Consider the following 19,136-nt stretch of genomic DNA (forward strand, 5'->3'; position numbering starts at 1 on the left):
CTTATCGCGGGATCTTATGCAGACGCAGGGTGGAAGGTTGAGGGATCTCGCCGCGCGCCTGATCTTGCGCCGGCGGATTGGCCTCCCAACTCAAATAATAGTCGTGCTTGCTATCCGCCGAAACGCCTTCCGCTTTACGAACGAACTGCGTCAAATCAGGGTTATCCTGAAACGTTTTGATGACATCAGGAACGGATTTATAGCTACCGACGCGGACTGTGCGATTGCTTTGCGCGTCTACCGCAAATTCGATTTCCCGGCCATCGCGCGTGACACGAACCCGTATAGTACCGTCATCCGCCAAATATGGGGATTGCGGCACCCGGATGGGCACGTTCAAACTGCCACCGCGATCGAGGAACTGCTTGCTATCCTGCCAGTCACTGATTTGATGCGTGGTCCAACCTGTACCGGATTTCCGCGCGAGCATGATCTGGGTATCGCCATTTTCATCATGCTTGTAATAAGAAATCATCGGCTGCTGCTCAGCGTCGAAGCCTAGCTTTTTTTGGCCGTTCAACAGGCCTGAGAATGTCGGGATTGGATCAACAATCTCGCCAGAAGACCGGACCAGCGGCAGCGTTACCGGCTTACCATTGCTATCTTCCCAATTCACCAGATCCGGACTGCGCACATAAGACAAATTGTTGTTGGTCGCAGCCGATGGTGTTTCGCGCCATACCCAAACCATATGAAACTTGCCATCAGGCCCCAGTTGAGGGCCGATATAATATGCCCCCCGCTCGTCTTCACCGTCGAAAAACTGCCCGTCATGCATCAACGACCAAGTCTTGGTCGCGGTGTCATAGCGGTGGTAATAATAGCGCCCGTTGCCGCTGCCGCCCAAACGATAGATGGCAATCAATCGTCCTTCGCGATCATGCATGAAATTGGGATAGGTTACGTTCTGATCACGCTCTCGATCAATCAGAAAATCGACTTGCTTCAGCGATCGTACATTCCATGGTTCTGTTGAACGGAAATAGACCAACGGATCGTTGTGCATATTTCCCATGACATGGATGTAGCCTTCCTCATCCACATCCACGGTTGCGTAATTATGGCTATCCCACCCCAAAAAACTGGGCAATTTCTGAAAGCGCCAAGGCGTGCGCTGATGGGCACGGTGGGCAACACTCATCTGGCGGCTGGCATCGTAATAAATAATCAACTGATGCTCGCCGCGCTGGATCATCTGGGCGAAGACCCGGTGCCCCGACCAATGAAAGTCGATGGCCTCGACCTCGCTAGCCAAATTGAGCTGATCGTCCGCCAATCTGTCTGTCGGTTGCGCAAGCGCAAGTGGAGATGCAACAGCCACCAAGAGCGGAAAACACGATAAGCGCATTGCTTTTTGCCGCATTCGAAACATGACTGACTTCATCCTCCTTCGCCAAAAAAATAGGCCGACAGCGAAGTCGAAACTCGCTGCCGGCCTTCTGGGAGATAGTTTATGACATTAGAACCTGTACGTCGCCGACAGCGAGTAGGTCCGGCCATCATATTCATACAGACGGAACAGCTCTTCAACACCGAGATATTCAGTCCGTGAACTCTGCGTGATGTTGAATACTTCGGCGCGGATTTCCAAACCCTTCATTGGCTTGATAGCACCGGAGAAGTCCAACTGACCACGCGGAGCAATGATGGTGTTACCTCCAATGAAAGAGGACCCGCCCTGACGCTGAATTGAAGACTGGTGGTTGTACGCCAGTCGCGCCTCAAGGAAGCTGTCTTCATAATAGCCGATGAGGTTGTAGGTATCCTCGGCAACGTTGAAGAGCTGCACATCATTGTCGCCGCCAGAACGAACCCGTGTGTAGTTCAGCACGACGCCAGTATTTTCTAGGAAGCCCGGCAGGAAGTCGAGTGTCTGCTGAATCTGCGCCTCAAAACCTGTTACGTTGATTGTATCAGGATTGTTCACAGTTCGGCTCACGCGAATTCGCTGAGGATCGCCAAGATCGTTGGTAAAGACGCACTGACCTGCAAATGACTGCTCAACCGCGCTTGGCGAGTTGATGTCAGCAAATCGGATCTCGTTAAATGTCCGACCCTCGACCGTAAGGCTTTCACCCTCCGGACAGAAGTTGCGTTGGCGAGTGATGTCACCGACCAGAGATTTACGGAAAAAGCCGATCGAAACAACGCTGCCCGGCTTGTTATACCAGCTCAAACCAAGGTCGAATCCTGTGGAGCGACGCGGCTGCACATCAAGCGTGGAGATATTGATAGAGGTCCGAGGGATCGGGTTACCATCGGAACCGAGGATACGGTCTTCAGGGTCCAAATCGTCAATGTCACCAGAGGTGTCATTTTCAACGATTATGGTCGGTGTTGGCGTAAACTCTGCAAGATCAAGCGCTTCGAACGTTCCGTAAACAGCTGCACGCGCTACGATATCCGGGGTGATCTCGTAGATCAGATTGACCGATGGCAGGAACCGCTCAAATGTGTTGCTTGCCCGGCCGAATACCAGCGCATCATTGTCGCTTGCATCCTTGAACTCCAAGGCGGGACCGCCGTTTGCAGCGCGAATAGCATTCAAATTATCGTAGAATTGGAAGAACGTCGGGTTTGTCTGACCAACCAGATCAGTCCGGACATAGCGCACCCCAAAATTGCCGCGAAGTTGGGTATCCGAAACGTTCCCGAAATCGAACTTAGCCATGCCGTACAATTCAAGCGTCTCGCGCGAAGAATTGAAGTTGTTGTCTACAATTGTCGAGCGCGAAATCTGCGGCCGAGTAAGGTAGGTGTTGCCACCCGGCGCTTGGATCCTTGGTAGCGCAGCGAGAATTTCGGCTGCGGTGATCGTTGCCGCGCTGTCGGCAGTAAGTTGCGGGAAATAGCCCCGAATATTGCCCGCCGACGGCGTGAATTGAAGATCTGGACGCGGCTCCGAACTGGCAGAACCAAGCAAAGATTCCAAAGTTGCAATATCAAGCGAAAGGAAGTTATCCAACTCGACGCCAGGTATATCACCACCCAGAAACGCCCCGCCCTCTGAAACACCGTCATTCGGGACAAGAATGCTGGGATCAAACGCAGCGGCATAGTTCAATCCGAGACCACCGAATTCGTCGCGATAGCGGCGAGAAGTCTCGTCGCTATAATAGCCACCAACCTCGATTTCATTGAATACGCTGCCCTCAAATTTGCGAGCAACCTCGAAGTCGAACGATTTTAGATCACGGTCCACGCCTTCTGTGAAACCCAACGCCAAAAGCGATGTCGGCTGGTTAAACCCGTTTTGGTTCGGCCCCGGAGGCAAGAAGCCTGCGAAATCGTCTCGCGCGCCGATGCCCGAACCAGCCTCAATGCGGGTAGAACCCCGGGTTTGGTCAAGCTGGAGCAGCAGCGGATTAAGGATATTATCAACAAAGATGTTGTCCAGATTGCCGAGACCTTGATCCAAAATCAGGATCGAATCGTTGCCACGATCATCAATACCATCAAGGTTGGAATCGAGAGCCCGAGTGGCTGCACTTCCCCCACGGAAGCGAACACGCAAACTATACTGGTTCAGGCTCGAGCGACCACGCGCTTCAGAATATGTACCGATCGCATTGACCCGCCAGTCATCATTCTCAAAACTGAACTGCGGATATATCGCCCAAGATTCATCCAGCGCAGGGAAGCTGCGGTTTTCGATAGCCGCCTGCGGATCGCTGATCAGGACACGAGGGACAATGAAGACATTTTCTTCGGTGCCGTTCTCGTCAAAGTCCACCACGCCCACATTGACGGGTTCAGACAGAGGCGAAACCAGCGAGTTGAAACCGTTATGCCCTTCAAAGATCGAGATATCCTGGTTGGATTCACTCAGATCACGACGGGTGTAAATGCCGTCAAGACGAAGTTCGATGTTGTCCGTCGCCTCGAATGCCATACCGGCGGAAATTGAGAACCGCTCACCCCGGTTGTTCTGGACAAATTGACGCATGGCCCGCGGGTAAATGACCGCATTATTGAGCCCATTATCGCCAACATCGGGAATATCGAATGCCGCATTCGGGGTTCCGGATACGGCAGTTTGGTCTGCACCCACACCGCTAGCTGCAGTGCCGTTTGCAAAAGCTGCTACCTGAGCACTAGAAAACTGCCGGTAGTTGTTAAGGCGCGCGGTGTCGCGGCGGAAGCTTTGCTCAGAATAGGCGAAATTGCCGTAAATACCAAAGCGATCACTCAGCCTCTGGGCACCGGAAATGAAGAACTTCGGCAGCTCGTCACCGGTTGTTTCTTCGTGGTCAACTTCGGCACGAACCACAAAACCTTCACGGCGCTTCAGCGCGCTGTTCAGCCGCAAATCAACCTGCGCAGCCAAGCCGCCTGCCGGTGTATCAGCGGTGAAAGACTTGATGACATTCGCACCATTAAAGATGGAGCTTTCAAAGATACCAAACGGGTTACCAGTGTTGTTACCCCGTGTCGTTGAGGCGATAGTCTGACCCATCACTGTCGTCTTGGTGAAACGACCAGGCAGACCGCGAACGGAGATCGTTGCATCGCGGCGCGCGCCCTCGCGGTTAATTTGGACGCCTGGAATACGCGCCAGCGCTTCACCCAAGTTCAAATCAGGCGTTGAACCAATATCATCTGAAGAGATACCATCGAGGATGACATCCGCATTACGCCGCTGTTCCAATGCATCGGCGAGACTGGCCCGAATGCCGCTAACGACAATAACGCCGTCATCGTCGGACTGAGGCGGCGTCGCGGTTTGTGCCGACTGCGCATCGTCAGCATCCTGCGCGAGAGCAATAGACGGCGCACTCAACGCAATCGCAGCCACACTCGCCTTTAAACTCAACCCGTAGACGCTACGCGCACGGGTGCTCTGGATAAATGCCATTTATACTCCCCCAAATTTTTTCCTCAACTCACGACTATATGAGCGATTGAATTCGACTGTGTCAATGCGCATTAGTGACGCTTAATGACTTTTTTTGATCGTTTACGGCGCAATTCGGCAAAATTGAGACGCTTTGTTACAATTATGCGTAAAAATTAGGCCACTTACCGTAGCTAACTATATTTTGATCACTTTTGATCACTTTGTAGAATTTGGCCAGCAGCGAGAAGGAAAGCACCCACTCCGTAGAATTGGCGATCATCTGGCTGCACGCCCTCTGGGCGATCTCCAACCTGCTGAACATAGCCCAAGCGACCTTCAGGATCGACGTTAGCAACAAGAGCTGACCACCCCTTATTGACGGCTTCGGAATACCGAGTGCCTTCCAGCAGACCTTCATTCAGGCCCCATGCGAGGCCATAGACAAAGAAGCCGGTCCCGCTCGTTTCGGGCGGCGTTTCACTGGACGCCAACAAAGATGCGCGCCACATTCCATTGCCAGCCTGGATCTGGACCAACCGATCAGACATTTTGCGGAACAGGTCGACATAATATGCGCGCCGCGGATCATCGTCCGGCATCGTGCGCAGGATATTGACGAGGCCGCCATAAACCCATCCGTTGCCTCGGCTCCAGAACAGCTTCTCGCCGTCGGCTCCCCGGCGGTCAAAGAAACGGCTGTCGCGGTAGTAAAGGCCAACATCCTTGTCGAACAGCAGATCGGTCGCGACCTGAAATTCGCTATGGGCGTAATCGGCATAGGCTGGCTCGCCGAAAGTCACGCTTGCATCCCACCATGTTGCAGGCGCCATAAACAGGGCATCTGCCCAACACCAGCGCTTGGCACACCCGGGATCACCATGCTTGTCAGGATGCATCATCTGCGTTTTGGGTGGATCGGCCAGAATGGAATCAAATGCCGTACGCGTTGGCTTTAAATCAGCGCCTTGCACGCCGTTACGCGCGAGGCGGAAATAGACCTGGCCCACAAGATGGTCATCCGCGTGGTAGAGGCGCTTGCCCAGATTCCATTCTTCACGATTGGCTATGGCGCCGAGCGCATCAAAATATCGCGATTGGTCAGTGACCTCCGCGTAGTCTGCCAATCCTAGAAAGAATGTTCCTTTAACCCAGCCGCGCGGGTTGGGCGTTTCACGGCTGATGAAGCGAATGTAGCTTTCCAGACCGTCTAAATTCGCGAGTTGCCAGTCGGCTGCGCGATTGGCGACAAGCCTGACCTGTTCATCGCTAAATACCGATACAGGTTCAGCTTGCACCGTGTTGAGGGAGCTATCGGAACCCGTCGTGGCACAGCTGGCCAACAGAGCCGTTAGCGGCAACAGGCCAAGAGCAAGCGAGCGCAGGTTTCTCATCTTTATTCTCCCGGAATTCAGTCTTTTGTGTTCTTTGTAGAATGGGCTGATCAAACGATCCCGGCACCCAACCCGACGGCCTTGCGCTCTTGCGCCTTGCGATCTCGATATTTGCTTGAGCGATAGACGCCAAGCCAGTCGATTGCGCCGCCAAGCTCGTCGCGGGCCATCGCCAAAATCGGGGTGACGTCGGTTTCATAGGCAGTGCGCAAAGTGCGGAAGGCAAGCATCACATCATTGCCGTCTTGCGCCGCATGCAGCGCATCGCGATCAACCATCGCAGCGCGTGCATAGCACCCAGCAATGGTTTCAGCTGAGGACAACATGCTCTCAATCGGATCGGTAACGTTGTGCGACTGATCAATCATATAAGACGGGTCGAACCCCTTACCTGGACTTAGCTCAGCCTCGATCAATTCGTTGAACACCAAAAACAACTGGTGGGGATTGATGCTCCCGCTATCCAGATCATCATCACCATACTTGCTGTCATTGAAATGGAAGCCGCCCAATTTCCCAGCATGATGCAACCGTGCGACGATCTGTTCGATATTCACATTGGGGGCATGATGCCCCAGATCGACGAGGCACTTACATTGATCCCCCAGCTGCTGTGCAGCCATAAGGGAACTGCCCCAGTCGGAAATGACGCTCGAATAGAAGGCCGGCTCGAACATTTTGTGTTCCAGCATCATTTTCCAGTCTCCGGGCAGTGCCGAATAAACCTGTGATGCCGCCGCCAAATAACGATCAAAAGACCGCCCTAGATCCTGCTGCCCCGGAAAGTTCGTACCATCGCCGACCCAAACCGTCAGAGCCTTCGAGCCGATCTGCTTGCCTATTTCTATACACTCGACATTGTGATCGATCGCTTGCTGGCGGGTTGCCTCCACCGTCGAAGACAATGAGCCAGTCGCGTAAGTGTGCGCTTGACCGGGCTGATCCTGGAACGTGTTGGAGTTGACCGCATCAAATACCAAACCATACGCGTTCGCCTCTTCACGCAAGGCGGTGTAATCATCCACACAATCCCAAGGGAAGTGCGGACTTACACCGGGCGTCGAGCGACCAAGCTGGTGGATAACCGCGCAATCTTCGAGCTTTTCATGGATGTTGGTTGGCTCACCAGCCAAGGGGAACTTGGCAAAGCGTGTGCCACCGCGGCCCGTACCCCAACTCGGTACAGCAACACCGAATGATTTAACTTTTTCCTTGATCGCATCAATCGCGATGCCGCGACGGCCTAGCTTACGGCCTAGCGAGTCATATTCATCGGATAGCGCATCGCGCGACGCAGCATTGTGCTCTGCCACCAATTCAGCAGAGATCGGCATATTGGTCATTGGTAAACCCTCTCCCAAGGCTGCAATCAGCGAGTGAACGCTTGCGCATTGCCTGCGTCAACATTGATCATATTGCCGGTAGACTTGGCCGACGCATTGCTAGCAAACCAATACGTAGCTTCAGCAATATCTTCGGGCAGAACAGAACGCTTAAGCATCGAGCGCTGGCGGTAGTGATCTTCCAGCTCTTCACCCGAATCAATGCCATGCGCGCCAGCTCGCTCTTGCCGCCAGTCACCATCCCAAATCCGGCTACCTTTGATAACCGCATCAGGATTCACAACATTCACTCTGATCCCGTGCTCAGCACCCTCAAGCGCAAGACAACGGGCCAAGTGATTGGCCGCAGCCTTAGCACTGGCATAAGCGCTTGCATTCTTGGCAGCCGCAACAGCGTTCTTTGAGCCAATGAAGATTACGCTTGAACCCCCTTGAGCGGCCATGCCTTCCAGCAGCGGCCACGCATGTTTGGCAGTCAAGAAATAGCCCTGCGCAAGAACATCGAAATTCTTGTTCCATAATTCTAGCGAGGTTTCGCCAATTGGGGCCGATGATGCGATACCCGCATTGGCCACCAACACATCCAGCCCGCCAAATTCCAAAGCACAGGCCGACAGGGCTGCCGTAACCTGCGTTTCATCAGTGACATCGCATGTGACACTGCGAACAACATCGCTGCCAAACTTGTCCTGAAACTTCGCAGACATGGAGGCCACTGCAGCGCCGTCCAAGTCAGCCAGCATAACGCACGCACCTTCGCGCAACAAACGCTCTGCCGACGCAGCACCGATCCCGCCGGCACCGCCGGTGACGAGCGCAACTTTGCCAACCATTTCCTTAGGAGCAGGCATGCGCTGCAATTTAGCCTCTTCAAGCAGCCAGTATTCGATATCGAACGCCTCCTGCTCGTCCAAGGCAATGTAATCACCGATCGCCTCCGCACCGCGCATCACGTTAATCGCATTGAGATAAAACTCACCGGCGATGCGCGCAGTCGCCTTGTCCTTGGCGAAGGTCATACGGCCCACACCAGGCACCAGAACAACCACCGGGTTGGCATCACGCATAGCGGGAGAATTATCGCGCTTGCACCGTTCGTAATATGCCGCATACAGATCGCGATATTCGGCAATGGATTGCGCCAAATACGCGTCATCGCTCAACCGGTCAGGGTCAAGCGTTAGCGGAGCAATCTTAGTTCTCAAAAAGTGATCAGGACAGGACGTTCCCAGTTCCGCCAAGCGGCCAAAATCTTGACTTCCGACGAACTCAATCGTCGCCTCATCATCTGAAAAATGACCCACCTTGCGGCGGTCACCGACCATCAGTGCCCGCAGACGAGGCATTAATTCAGCCGCTGTTGCTGCGCGATCCTCCGACGGGGCGACTGCGACACCGCCAAAAGCAGGTCCGCTGGCCAATTTGGCGTTGAGATATTCGGCCGCCTCGGCAATCAGACGCACAGTTTGATCATAACATTCTTTGGCGGTGTCGGCCCAGCAAATGATCCCGTGACCAGCCAGCATTGCGCCTTTGGCCTGCGGGTTGGCTTTTGCGAAGTCCCGGATTTGCACGCCCAGGGTGAAACCAGGCCGCTTCCATGGCAACCAGCCGATTTCATCGCCCCACAATTCCTTCGTAGCAGCCTCGCCACCGCTTGAGGCAGCCAACGCGATAATGGCATCCGGATGAACGTGATCAATGTGCTTATACGGTAGCAACGAATGCAATGGCGTATCGATACTGGCCGCGCGTACATTCAGATTGAATGTGCAATGCGGAAGAAAGCCGACCATCTTATCGTCATCTTCATCACCATTGTAATGCGCTTCCAACGCGAGAAGCTTCTCTTGATAGAGTGTGGCAAAGCCATCCATACCCATAGAGCCAATATCGCCGCCTGACCCCTTCACCCAAAGGACCTCGACCTCTTCCCCGGTCAAGGGATCTACCTCAGTCACTTTGGCGGAAGTATTGCCTCCGCCAAAGTTTGTGACAGTCAAATCCGCACCAAGCAGATTCGATCGGTAGAGCAAGAGCTCTGCCTCCGTCTTTTGGGATACTACCTGCTCATCCCAGCGATTAACTGGGATAGCGAACGGGATAGCCGCTTCGGCTAGGGATGCGTGCATATTCATGACTGAGTCGCTACCATTGAGGCTTTTCAAAAGCAATCATTTTCGCTAATCCGCAATCAATAAGGTTCATTTATACGTTCGGGAGGCACGGGTTTGAAAGACGGTTTCGCCATCATTGTCGACATTGGTAAGACGCTGGCCAAGGTCAGTCTGTGGTCACGCAGTGGCAAAATGCTCGCACGCGAAACTCGCCCGAACACGGTCATTGAAGTCGATGGCATCCGCCGACTCGATGCAGCGGGTATCGAAAGCCTGCTGATCTCTGCACTGACCAGCTTCGCCGGACATCCGGTAGAGTATATTGTTCCCGTGGCGCATGGCGCTGGCGTGGCGGTACTGAACGAGGGCGTTCTTGCCGTCCCGCCCTTCGATTACGAGCAGGAGCTTCCGTCCGAGCTCGCCGCCGAATACGAGGCAATCCGAGCACCTTTTGCCGAAACGGGCTCCCCTCGATTGCCATCCGGGTTAAATTTCGGCGCGCAATTATACTGGCTGGAGCAGCTTCATACCGATATGCTGGGGCAGAGCACTCTTGTCCCGTGGGCACAATACTGGGCGTGGTACCTGACAGGGCAGGCGCGCACAGAAGCGACCAGCATGGGATGCCATTCGGATCTGTGGGCGCCTGCAACTGGTACGTTTTCCAGTCTTGCGGTGGAACGGGGCTGGGCCGAACGCTTCGCGCCACTGGCTGGGGCCGGGGATGTTGTCGGTACCATCAAAGCTGAACTGGCCGAGCAAACAGGGTTACGGCCCGATATAAAGGTGCTGGCAGGCTTGCATGATTCCAATGCCGCGCTTCACGCCGCCCGGGGTTTCAGCGAGATTGCTGGAAGCGAGGCAACCATCCTATCCACCGGCACGTGGTTCATCGCAATGCGATTGGCTGGACAAACGGTCGATCTGGCCAGCTTGCCCGAAGCACGTGACTGCCTTGTTAATGTTGATGCCTTGGGTAATCCGGTCCCATCGGCCCGGTTTATGGGCGGGCGCGAGATAGAAACCCTGATCCAGATCGACACCAGACAAGTCGACATCAAACCGGATCAACCCCACCTGTTGGCGGCAGTCCCTGATGTACTGGCCCAAGGGGCGATGGTTGTTCCCACTCTGGCACCCGGCAATGGCCCCTTCCCCAATGACACAGGCGGCTGGGTCAATCGGCCCGATGATTGGTATGCGCGGCGGGCGGGGGCGTGCCTTTACGCCGCCATGGTCGCAGACGCGGCGCTGGATTTGATCGGATCCAGAGACTGTTTGCTGGTGGAAGGTCGGTTTGCCGAGGCAGAGGTCTTCGTCCGCGCAATCGCGGCGCTCCGTCCGGAAACCAAAGTGTACATCGCCAATGCACATAATGATGTCAGCTTTGGCGCGCTCAGACTGATAGATCCCGGCCTGCGCCCCAAAGGCGGCCTCATTGAAGTCAAACCGATTGAACACAATCTCACGAGCTACAAAGAAGCCTGGCATAAGGCGCGAAGGGCACAGACATGATTGCAGCGAGCGCTTTAGACTATCGCGAGCTGGCGCGGCGGCGCTTGCCCCGATTCCTGTTCGAATACATTGATGGTGGTTCTTACGCAGAGGTAACGCTGGATCGAAACGTTACCGATCTAAAAGATGTTGCACTGCGTCAGCGAGTATTGCGCGACGTGTCGCAGATCGACCTTACCACACGGATGTTTGACCAGGATTTCACCTTACCGGTCGCCCTCGCTCCGATCGGCTTGGCCGGGATGAACGCCCGCCGCGGCGAATGTCAGGCTGTTCGTGCCGCAAATGCAGCTGGCATTCCCTTCACATTGTCGACCGTCTCCGCCTGCAATATTGAAGAAGTTGCGGAAGCCGCATCGGCCCCCTTCTGGTTTCAGCTTTATATGATTCGTGATCGTGCCTTCATGCGCGATCTGATGGCCCGGGCCGTGACAGCTGGCTGCACTGCTTTGGTATTTACAGTCGACATGCCGGTGCCCGGCAGCCGGTATCGCGATTATCATTCTGGTCTGGCAGGGGCGCCGGGCTTCCTCGGCGGGATGCGCCGCGCGACGCAGGGCGCGATGCGGCCCGGCTGGGCTTGGGATGTCGGCATTCATGGCCGCCCTCATAACCTAGGTAACGTTGCTCCTGTTCTGGGCGAAAAGTCAGGGATCGAGGATTTTTTCGCTTGGATGCGCGACAATTTTGACCCCACCGTTACATGGGATGATCTTGATTTCATCCGCAGCGAATGGGATGGGCCATTGATTATCAAAGGCATTCTGGATCCGGAAGATGCGGTCCGCGCAGCAGACCTGGGCGCAGATGGGTTAGTGGTTTCTAACCACGGCGGACGGCAACTGGACGGTGTACCTTCAACGGCCAAAGCGCTGCCGGCGATTGCTGAGGCTGCCGGTGACAGGCTGACCATTCTGGCTGATGGCGGCATCCGGTCAGGCCTCGACGTGGTCCGCATGCTGGCACTCGGGGCTCAAGGGGTCTTACTTGGCCGCGCTTGGGCCTATGCCCTTGGCGCAAAAGGCGAAGCAGGCATATCGCATATGCTGAGCTTGGTAGAGGCAGAGATGCGTGTGGCCATGTCGTTAACTGGTGTGACCAGTATTGCCGACATCTCTAGCGATATCTTAGTCCGCTAAAACGCCGACTAGTCTTCCGCTTGCACAAGATCGATATGACGTAGACCGGCTTCGCGCAGTGTATCGATCAGTTTGGGGTCAGCACGGTCATCAGTGATCAGTCGATCAATCCGGTCCAGCCCGCACACGATTGCGCCTGAGGTGGTCTGCAACTTACTGCTATCGACCAGAAGGATTACCTTGTCGGTCCTGTCGAGAAAGCGCCGCTGGCTGGCAACCAGCAAGGCGTCGGCTTGAAATATTCCCCGCTGGCTAACCGCAGCGGCACCGAGGAACAGTTTGCTGGCATGAAAGTTAGGCATGCTCACTTCGCCAGCTGGTGCCAGAATGATATTCTGTTCACGGAATATCGGCCCCGACGGGACGATCAGCTGGGTTGTTTCCTGACCCAACAGAGCATTGACGATATACAGCGAATTGGTCAGCACTTGCAGATTGCGTTCCGCCAAATGCTCGCACATTTGATAGGTAGTGGTACCGCCATCGATAATGATGCCTTCGCCGCTTTCGCACATAGCCGCAGCTGCTTTACCAATGGCTCGCTTGGTACCAATATTCAGCTCGAGCGATTTCTCAAAGGGTGTACCCGCTAGGCTTGGCGGGCTACCTGCCGCTTTTGAACCGGTTTCAACTGCCTTAGCTCCGCCATGCAGCCGAACGATTTTTTCCTGCTTTTCCAACCGTGCAAGGTCACGGCGTATTGTCGCAGGCGATGCCTCAACATTCGCTTCGAGATAACGATACGTCGTGAAACCTTTCGACCTAATGGCATCGAGGATTATCTCTTCGCGCTCGGCGGCGTGCATGCCCAATTCCCTGTCAAAAATTCGTGCAGATGGCTGCGATCGTGTTACGAATGCACTCTGTGCCCCCCGAACACGTCAGTATCAAGTCACAACCAATCGCTTTTGCGCAGAATCGTGCGTCGCACGCGCTAATTGGCCCCGTTATCCGCTGTTATGGCCGCCAAATGGTATTAACGCTGCCTTTGATCAAGTTGATAAGCATATAGCGACGGTACCGCCGAAATCGGTCGATTGAGCCATTCCTGATAGGGGGCTGGGGAATGATCCAGCCGAAGTGTCCGGTTGGAATGCATGCCGATAACTCGCGCATCAGGCCCTTCTGATGCGCCCAAAATAACCACTTCTTCGCTCGGGCTTGCACCGCCTTCCACCAAAACTTTGACGTTCCATGCGGTGTTATATCGCCCGTGACCGGGCAACCAATAGCCGGCACCGCCAGCCTTATAAAGATCATACATCGGCGCACCATCAGCGGCCTTCAAATCCGGCCTGATGTGCACAGTCACATTGTCATAGAGATTCTGGTGATTGGCTCCGGCATGCTGGTCCAGCGTTGGTGTCGTCCATACGACTGCATCCTTATAGACGGATCGGGTCGATTGCGTGTTGAAGCTTAAAGCATGAACGGTCGGGTTGAACACTGTCAGCCCATCGACAAGCACATTGTGCACATTGCCAATATGAACGCTGTAATGCGCCAGATGGGAACCCTCTGTGACGATGTTCTTGATTGTCACATTGCCAAGATCATCGGTCAGAATCCCGCTGTCACTGTCTTTTATTCTGACATTCTGGATCCAGCCATTGTGCACCCCGGTGAAATAAATGCCATTGAACCCGGATTCGTTGTGGTGACCAAAATCGGGATTCTCTGGAAAGACCATCGACAAGTCCTGAATCCCGACATCGGACAAATGCTCCCAACTTGCGAAATAAGCTGGCAATTCTGCACTAATCGAATGGAGTAACGGATCGGCAATCGTGACTTGGTTGCCGTCAATTGCCTCAATCCGCGTAGCTTGGCGTACAAGCGGGCGATCCGGCAATTCCCAATGGCGGCTGCCAATCTTCTCTTTGGTATCGCCGTAGAGCGACTTTACCAAGGGGCCATCGGGCCCTGCGCGATTGTGCCAATTAATCTGCAGAACATCACCCACTGTTAGCGCTCCGGGTTCGTTGACTTGCAGTTCACGGGTAAACTGTTTTCCCGAAGCAATGTTCGCAACGGTCTGTATTGGCCGATCGTATCGCTGCAGATAAGTCGCATGTCGGCCGCCGGGCACCCGGGCCCAAATAAATCCCGCCGTCCAACTGTAGGGGGAAAACAGGACATCCAGATTGGCGTTCTTATCACGCGCAAATTTGTCGTTTTCTTTGAGATACTGACGGATTTCGTCAAGCGCACCACCGTCATCTATCTGGTTGAGCGGACGTGGCATAAACAGCTCGGTCCCGCCGTCGCCCATTCCTACTCCTGACAAGACGATACCACTTTTCTCGATCCAGAGAATTTCAGTGAGATTGTAACGACCGGCGTGCAACTGGACCCGAACAGGGCCGACGACTTCATGAGCCGCCTTCATGGCGTCTAACAGCGCTTTACTGTCATCAATACCATCGTCAGGCACTGCCCCGAAATCTGCCACATCTATAACGCGGTCTGCCTGCGGAATCGGTGCCCCGCCGAAATCGTAACCAGCATAAGAGAAATCAGGTAACGGATTTTCTTCCCGCGTCTGCGGATCGGATATGATCGCTGGCAACTCCTGCGCCAAAGCGGAAGGTATGCCTGCCCCAACCATCATCAAAACTGTCGCAACCGATCCGCCGCAAATCCGCAATTTCTGTGTCCAGTTGATCATCATTCCACTCCTCTCGACGTCTTTCAACAAGGGTATTGACCCCGAATGATACCGGTGTCAATAATGCTGAGTATAGACAGAGGAGAGGCGTGCTTGGCAGCCGGCTTCATCTGTGCAGAGCTGGGAGGGCCCGTGAACAAGGTCATAAACAAGATACTGACTGATACGCCGAATCTGGATTCGGAGGGGCCCCAGCACGGGCAAGGCTCTCTAAAATCTGGACTGGCCGGATCGGCATCGCAGATTTCACAGCAACTGCTATCGGCGCGGACAACGGCAACGGCTCTATCTGACTTTCCCGGCAGCCCTCCTGAACATCTGGAGGAAGCCTACGGCATTCAGCGGACGTCATTGGAACAGTGGCCCGATAGCGTTGCGGGTTGGAAAGTAGGGGGCATCCCCGAACGCTTGCGTAACAAACTTGGTGCTGACTGGCTTGTCGGCCCGATATTCGACCGATCTGTCAAACAAGCTGATGAGAATGAGAGCATTGCAATGCCCGTGTTCGGCGGCGGCTTTGCCGCGATCGAACCCGAACTGGTGGTATGCCTCGGGAATAGTCGGAGCGAGGATCGGATGTTTATAGGTGCCGAAATCGCGAGCAGCCCGGTACCGGCGATCAATGATCACGGCCCAACCGCCGTGGTCTGCGATTTTGGCAATAATAACGGCCTGCTTGTGGGCAGTGAAATTGCGGATTGGCAACATATCGACGAGCCGCTCGAAGTGTCCATCTGGATCAACGATTCGCTGATCACAACAAAAATGCTGGGAGGGCTGGCTGAGCACGCCTCACCTGCTTTGCAGTTTTGCCTCGACCATGCCGCACGGCAAGGGCGCGAACTGGCTCCCGGCACGTTCGTATCCACCGGAGCCATCACAGGCATTCACGAGGCGAGTATCGGCGCAAGGTCGAAAATTTCGTTCGGCAAATGGGGCATGCTGCGTTTGCATTTGACCCAAGCCGACCGGCTCACCTTGGAAAATCAAAGTGTTTAACAGTACTGAATACATCACATCTGGAGAGGTAGAAATGATGCAAAAATTTGTGAAAAACACGCTGCGAACTGCAGCATCAGCCGGTGTTATCGCCACCGCGCTTAGTTTGTCGGTTACAGCTGCGGCACAGCAAACCAGCAACGATGCGCCTGTTTCATCAAGCGAAAGTGACACCGGTGCCAATGAGAACGTAATTGTGGTCAGCGGCATCCGTCAGTCACTTCAAAACGCGCTTGAAGAGAAACGTAGCACAGACAACTTGATCGAAGTCATTCAGTCTGAAGATATCGGCAAGCTACCCGATCAAAACCTCGCCGAGGTGCTTGAGAACATCACCGGCGTTCAGATTACCCGCGATGCCGGCGTTGGAACGGGGGTTCAAATCCGCGGTACAAGCGCGAACCGCGTGGAAATCAACGGCGTATCAACCGTTGGGTCAGGAACAGGTCGCTCAGGCATTAGCTTTGAAGATCTGCCTGCTGCACTGATTGCGGCAGTTGAAGTGACTAAGGTTCCCGAAGCCAAGACAATTGAGGGTTCCGTCGGGGGTACGGTCAACTTGCGCACGATCCGGCCACTTGAACTAACCGAACCCCTGCTGGCCATCCGTGCCCAGGGCGAACACAGCAATCTTCTCGACACGATCACACCTCGACTGTCAGCGACCATCGGTAATAGCTGGAATACCGGCGCGGGTGAGATCGGATTCGCAATGAGCGCCAGCTATGCTGAGCTCGATGTTTCAGAATTCTTCGCCCGCGTTGACCGAGATCGGACTGTTCTTCCAGGCGCATCGGCCAGTTCCGAGGCGTTTCCATTTTTACGCGTGCAGTTCCTTGATCAAGACATCAACAATCAAGAATATACGACGCTGAACTGGACCGGCTCGCTTGAGTGGAAGCCATCGGACCATGTGCGGGTATATCTTGATGCGACAATCAACGATCAGGAGCGGGTAGAACAAGGCTCACGCGCTTTCTTCTCGGGAACCACTTCAGCTGCGGTGATCGACAACACTAACAATACGTCCTTCGAAACGGTCGACTTCGGCACAGTTCAGGGCCCCAACGGGCCACTTGTCCTCGGTGAAGTGCAAGCGGTTACGTCAGGCGTCCTGGGCGTTGGTGTTACTACTAACGGAACGATTGACCCCAACCTACGCACCTCGACAACAACCGGTTCACGTCAGACCAACAGCTCTGTCTTCGCGACCGGTTTGGAGTGGAATAAGGACCGGTTCAACGTACTTGTCGAAGCGTCCCGCTCCGTATCGAACTCGGACTTCCCAGGCCTCGGCTTCCAGTTTGACTTCATCAATCCAAATGGACCACAGCCATCGCTTGGTCAAAGCAGTGACAACGGCGTACCGGCGATTTTCGATACGAGTGGCGGCATTCTCCAGTTCGGCATCGCTCCTGGACTCGCAGAGACACCAACATCAGATCAGCTCCTAGACCCAAACAACTATCGCATCCGTCAGGTAACTCGCGGGGCAAACAGCAATGATAATAGCGAGACGGCGTTCAGGCTCGATCTAAACTTCGATTCTGATGATGTGCTACCGTTCTTTTCATCAATTGACGCTGGCTGGCGCTATAGCGTCTCAAAGGCTGAGAATATCGACAGCAGCCTGCGCAATAACTTTACAGCCACAAGCTCACCGTCATTCTTCCGCCCGACGTTGGGGCAAATAAGTCAGTTCGTAACACCTGGGGAGAACGGCTTTGACGCCGCTGGTGGCGATCGGACACTGTTCATCCCCGATTTCCTGCAAATTGATCCGGCAGCAGCGGCAAATAACCCCGATGAAGTATTGGCGGCTATTAATGCTGCGATCGCAGTACAGAACAACCAGAACAATGTTGATCTACCGATGATCAGCGAGCCGACCGAGACGCTCTCTGCGTTCTTCGATATCGAGGAAAAGACTCTCGCGGCATATCTGCAAGGCAATTACGACACCGAATTCGCAGGGATGCCAATCCGCGGTAACGTAGGCGTCCGTTGGGTCTCCACCAATCTGAATTCGATCGGTAACAATGTCATCAATGGCAATGTGGCCGGACAGATCCGGCAGTCGTCGAACTACGAATTCTGGCTGCCACGCTTCAGTCTAGTAGCAGAGCCTGCACAGGATGTACTCATCCGCGGCGGTGTCTCGCGTGATCTGCGTCGTCCAAATTTTGACAACCTGTCGACTTCGGTCGCGTTCGGTGGAAACGCTACTGCGGCTGTGAACGTCGGGAACCCGCAGCTTGAACCTGAAACTGTCTGGTCATTCGACGTAGCTGGTGAATACTACTTCTCGGATACAGGGTTTTTCAGCGTCGGTTTCTTCCATAAACGCCGTACCAACCTGTTCGCACAGCAGACCGAATTCCCGGTAGAGGTCAATGGCCCGAACGGGATTGAACGCGACATTACCGCTCCTTGCGAAGGTGGTGGTATTTTCAACCCGTTTGCAGACCGGAACGTATTTTCGCCGGTCCAGGGAATTGGCATCTGTGTGCCGGTTGCATCCACAATCAACTCGAACGGCGTCGCCACTCAAACGGGTGTAGAAGTAGCGTTTCAGTATGATCTATCGGCGTTCGAAGACACACTGGGCTTTGCCTCAGGCTTCGGATTTATCGGTAACTTCACTTACCAGGAGGATGGCGGAAACGTCTCTAACTTCTTCAACGGTAGTGGTGGCGGTAACGCATTGAACCTTCTGCTAGGGCGCACAGACTCCACCCAGGCGACCGCAACGTTAGATGACGATGTAGTCCAGCAGTTGGTCACTTTGCCTAACTTGTCGAAATACTCGTACAACGCGACGCTGTTTTACGACAAATATGGCCTAAACCTGCGGGCTCGCTACAGCTGGCGTTCGTCTTTCAGAGGGACGGACACGCGTCGCTTCGGCCTTCCGCGTATCGTCGATGACCGCGGCCAGCTAAACGCTAGCCTCAGCTATGCGATCACAGATCAGCTGACGCTCAGCGTAGACGGTATCAACCTACTGCAAGAAAGAACTGACGAGTTTTGCATCAGGGAAGGCGCTTTGCTGTGTCAGCAAGACTTTGCCGATCGCCGTATCGTCGGAGGCGTTAGCTTCAAATTCTAACGATCAACGCCGCAACGC

11 protein-coding genes are annotated in these 19,136 nt (G+C 54.4%); 4 read left to right on the top strand and 7 right to left on the bottom strand.

The annotated features are described in order from the left end of the window. Window position 1: 1 nt before the first annotated feature. The 5 genes from HKD42_RS08100 to HKD42_RS08120 all read right to left on the bottom strand — a co-directional run bounded on the left by HKD42_RS08100 (window position 2) and on the right by HKD42_RS08120 (window position 9,703). On the bottom strand, window positions 2–1,276 hold the full coding sequence (locus tag HKD42_RS08100; RefSeq protein ID WP_170012319.1) for a BNR repeat-containing protein: 1,275 nt from the start codon (window positions 1,274–1,276) through the stop codon (window positions 2–4). A 183-nt stretch (window positions 1,277–1,459) separates the two neighbouring features. After that, on the bottom strand, window positions 1,460–4,855 hold the full coding sequence (locus HKD42_RS08105) for a TonB-dependent receptor (protein WP_170012321.1): 3,396 nt from the start codon (window positions 4,853–4,855) through the stop codon (window positions 1,460–1,462). A 188-nt stretch (window positions 4,856–5,043) separates the two neighbouring features. Then, entirely contained in the window at window positions 5,044–6,228 is a 1,185-nt protein-coding gene (locus tag HKD42_RS08110) for a glycoside hydrolase family 88/105 protein (protein ID WP_170012323.1), read from the bottom strand. Window positions 6,229–6,278: 50 nt separating this feature from the next. Next, window positions 6,279–7,571, bottom strand: coding sequence for a sugar isomerase (locus HKD42_RS08115; protein ID WP_170012325.1), 1,293 nt, complete (start codon window positions 7,569–7,571; stop codon window positions 6,279–6,281). Window positions 7,572–7,597: 26 nt separating this feature from the next. Next, window positions 7,598–9,703 carry a bifunctional rhamnulose-1-phosphate aldolase/short-chain dehydrogenase gene (locus HKD42_RS08120; RefSeq protein ID WP_246236919.1) on the bottom strand — a complete coding sequence of 702 codons (2,106 nt, stop codon included), beginning with the start codon at window positions 9,701–9,703 and terminating at the stop codon, window positions 7,598–7,600. A 99-nt stretch (window positions 9,704–9,802) separates the two neighbouring features. Between HKD42_RS08120 and HKD42_RS08125 the strand changes: the two genes are divergently transcribed. After that, window positions 9,803–11,203: an FGGY-family carbohydrate kinase gene (locus HKD42_RS08125; RefSeq protein WP_246236921.1), complete on the top strand. Its 1,401-nt coding sequence runs from the start codon at window positions 9,803–9,805 to the stop codon at window positions 11,201–11,203. Continuing rightward, a complete protein-coding gene (lldD, locus tag HKD42_RS08130; RefSeq protein WP_170012329.1) occupies window positions 11,200–12,342 on the top strand; it encodes an FMN-dependent L-lactate dehydrogenase LldD in 1,143 nt (380 codons plus the stop codon). The genes HKD42_RS08125 and lldD overlap by 4 nt, the downstream gene beginning before the upstream one ends. An 8-nt stretch (window positions 12,343–12,350) precedes the next feature. Here the strand turns inward: lldD and HKD42_RS08135 are convergent, their stop codons facing one another. After that, window positions 12,351–13,148, bottom strand: a complete 798-nt coding sequence (locus HKD42_RS08135) for a DeoR/GlpR family DNA-binding transcription regulator (protein ID WP_170012331.1) — start codon at window positions 13,146–13,148, stop codon at window positions 12,351–12,353. 170 nt (window positions 13,149–13,318) lie between these two features. Next, window positions 13,319–15,013, bottom strand: coding sequence for a right-handed parallel beta-helix repeat-containing protein (locus tag HKD42_RS08140; protein WP_170012333.1), 1,695 nt, complete (start codon window positions 15,011–15,013; stop codon window positions 13,319–13,321). A gap of 129 nt (window positions 15,014–15,142) precedes the next feature. Between HKD42_RS08140 and HKD42_RS08145 the strand changes: the two genes are divergently transcribed. Both HKD42_RS08145 and HKD42_RS08150 read left to right on the top strand, forming a co-directional pair. Next, the gene (locus HKD42_RS08145; RefSeq protein WP_170012335.1) at window positions 15,143–16,009 is read left to right on the top strand and encodes a 2-keto-4-pentenoate hydratase; all 867 of its coding nucleotides are present in this window, start codon (window positions 15,143–15,145) and stop codon (window positions 16,007–16,009) included. Beyond that, on the top strand, window positions 16,002–19,118 hold the full coding sequence (locus HKD42_RS08150; RefSeq protein WP_170012337.1) for a TonB-dependent receptor: 3,117 nt from the start codon (window positions 16,002–16,004) through the stop codon (window positions 19,116–19,118). The genes HKD42_RS08145 and HKD42_RS08150 overlap by 8 nt, the downstream gene beginning before the upstream one ends. The last annotated feature ends 18 nt before the right edge of the window (window positions 19,119–19,136 follow it).

The sequence above is a fragment of the Pontixanthobacter rizhaonensis genome (assembly GCF_012972675.1).
Lineage (GTDB): Bacteria > Pseudomonadota > Alphaproteobacteria > Sphingomonadales > Sphingomonadaceae > Pontixanthobacter > Pontixanthobacter rizhaonensis.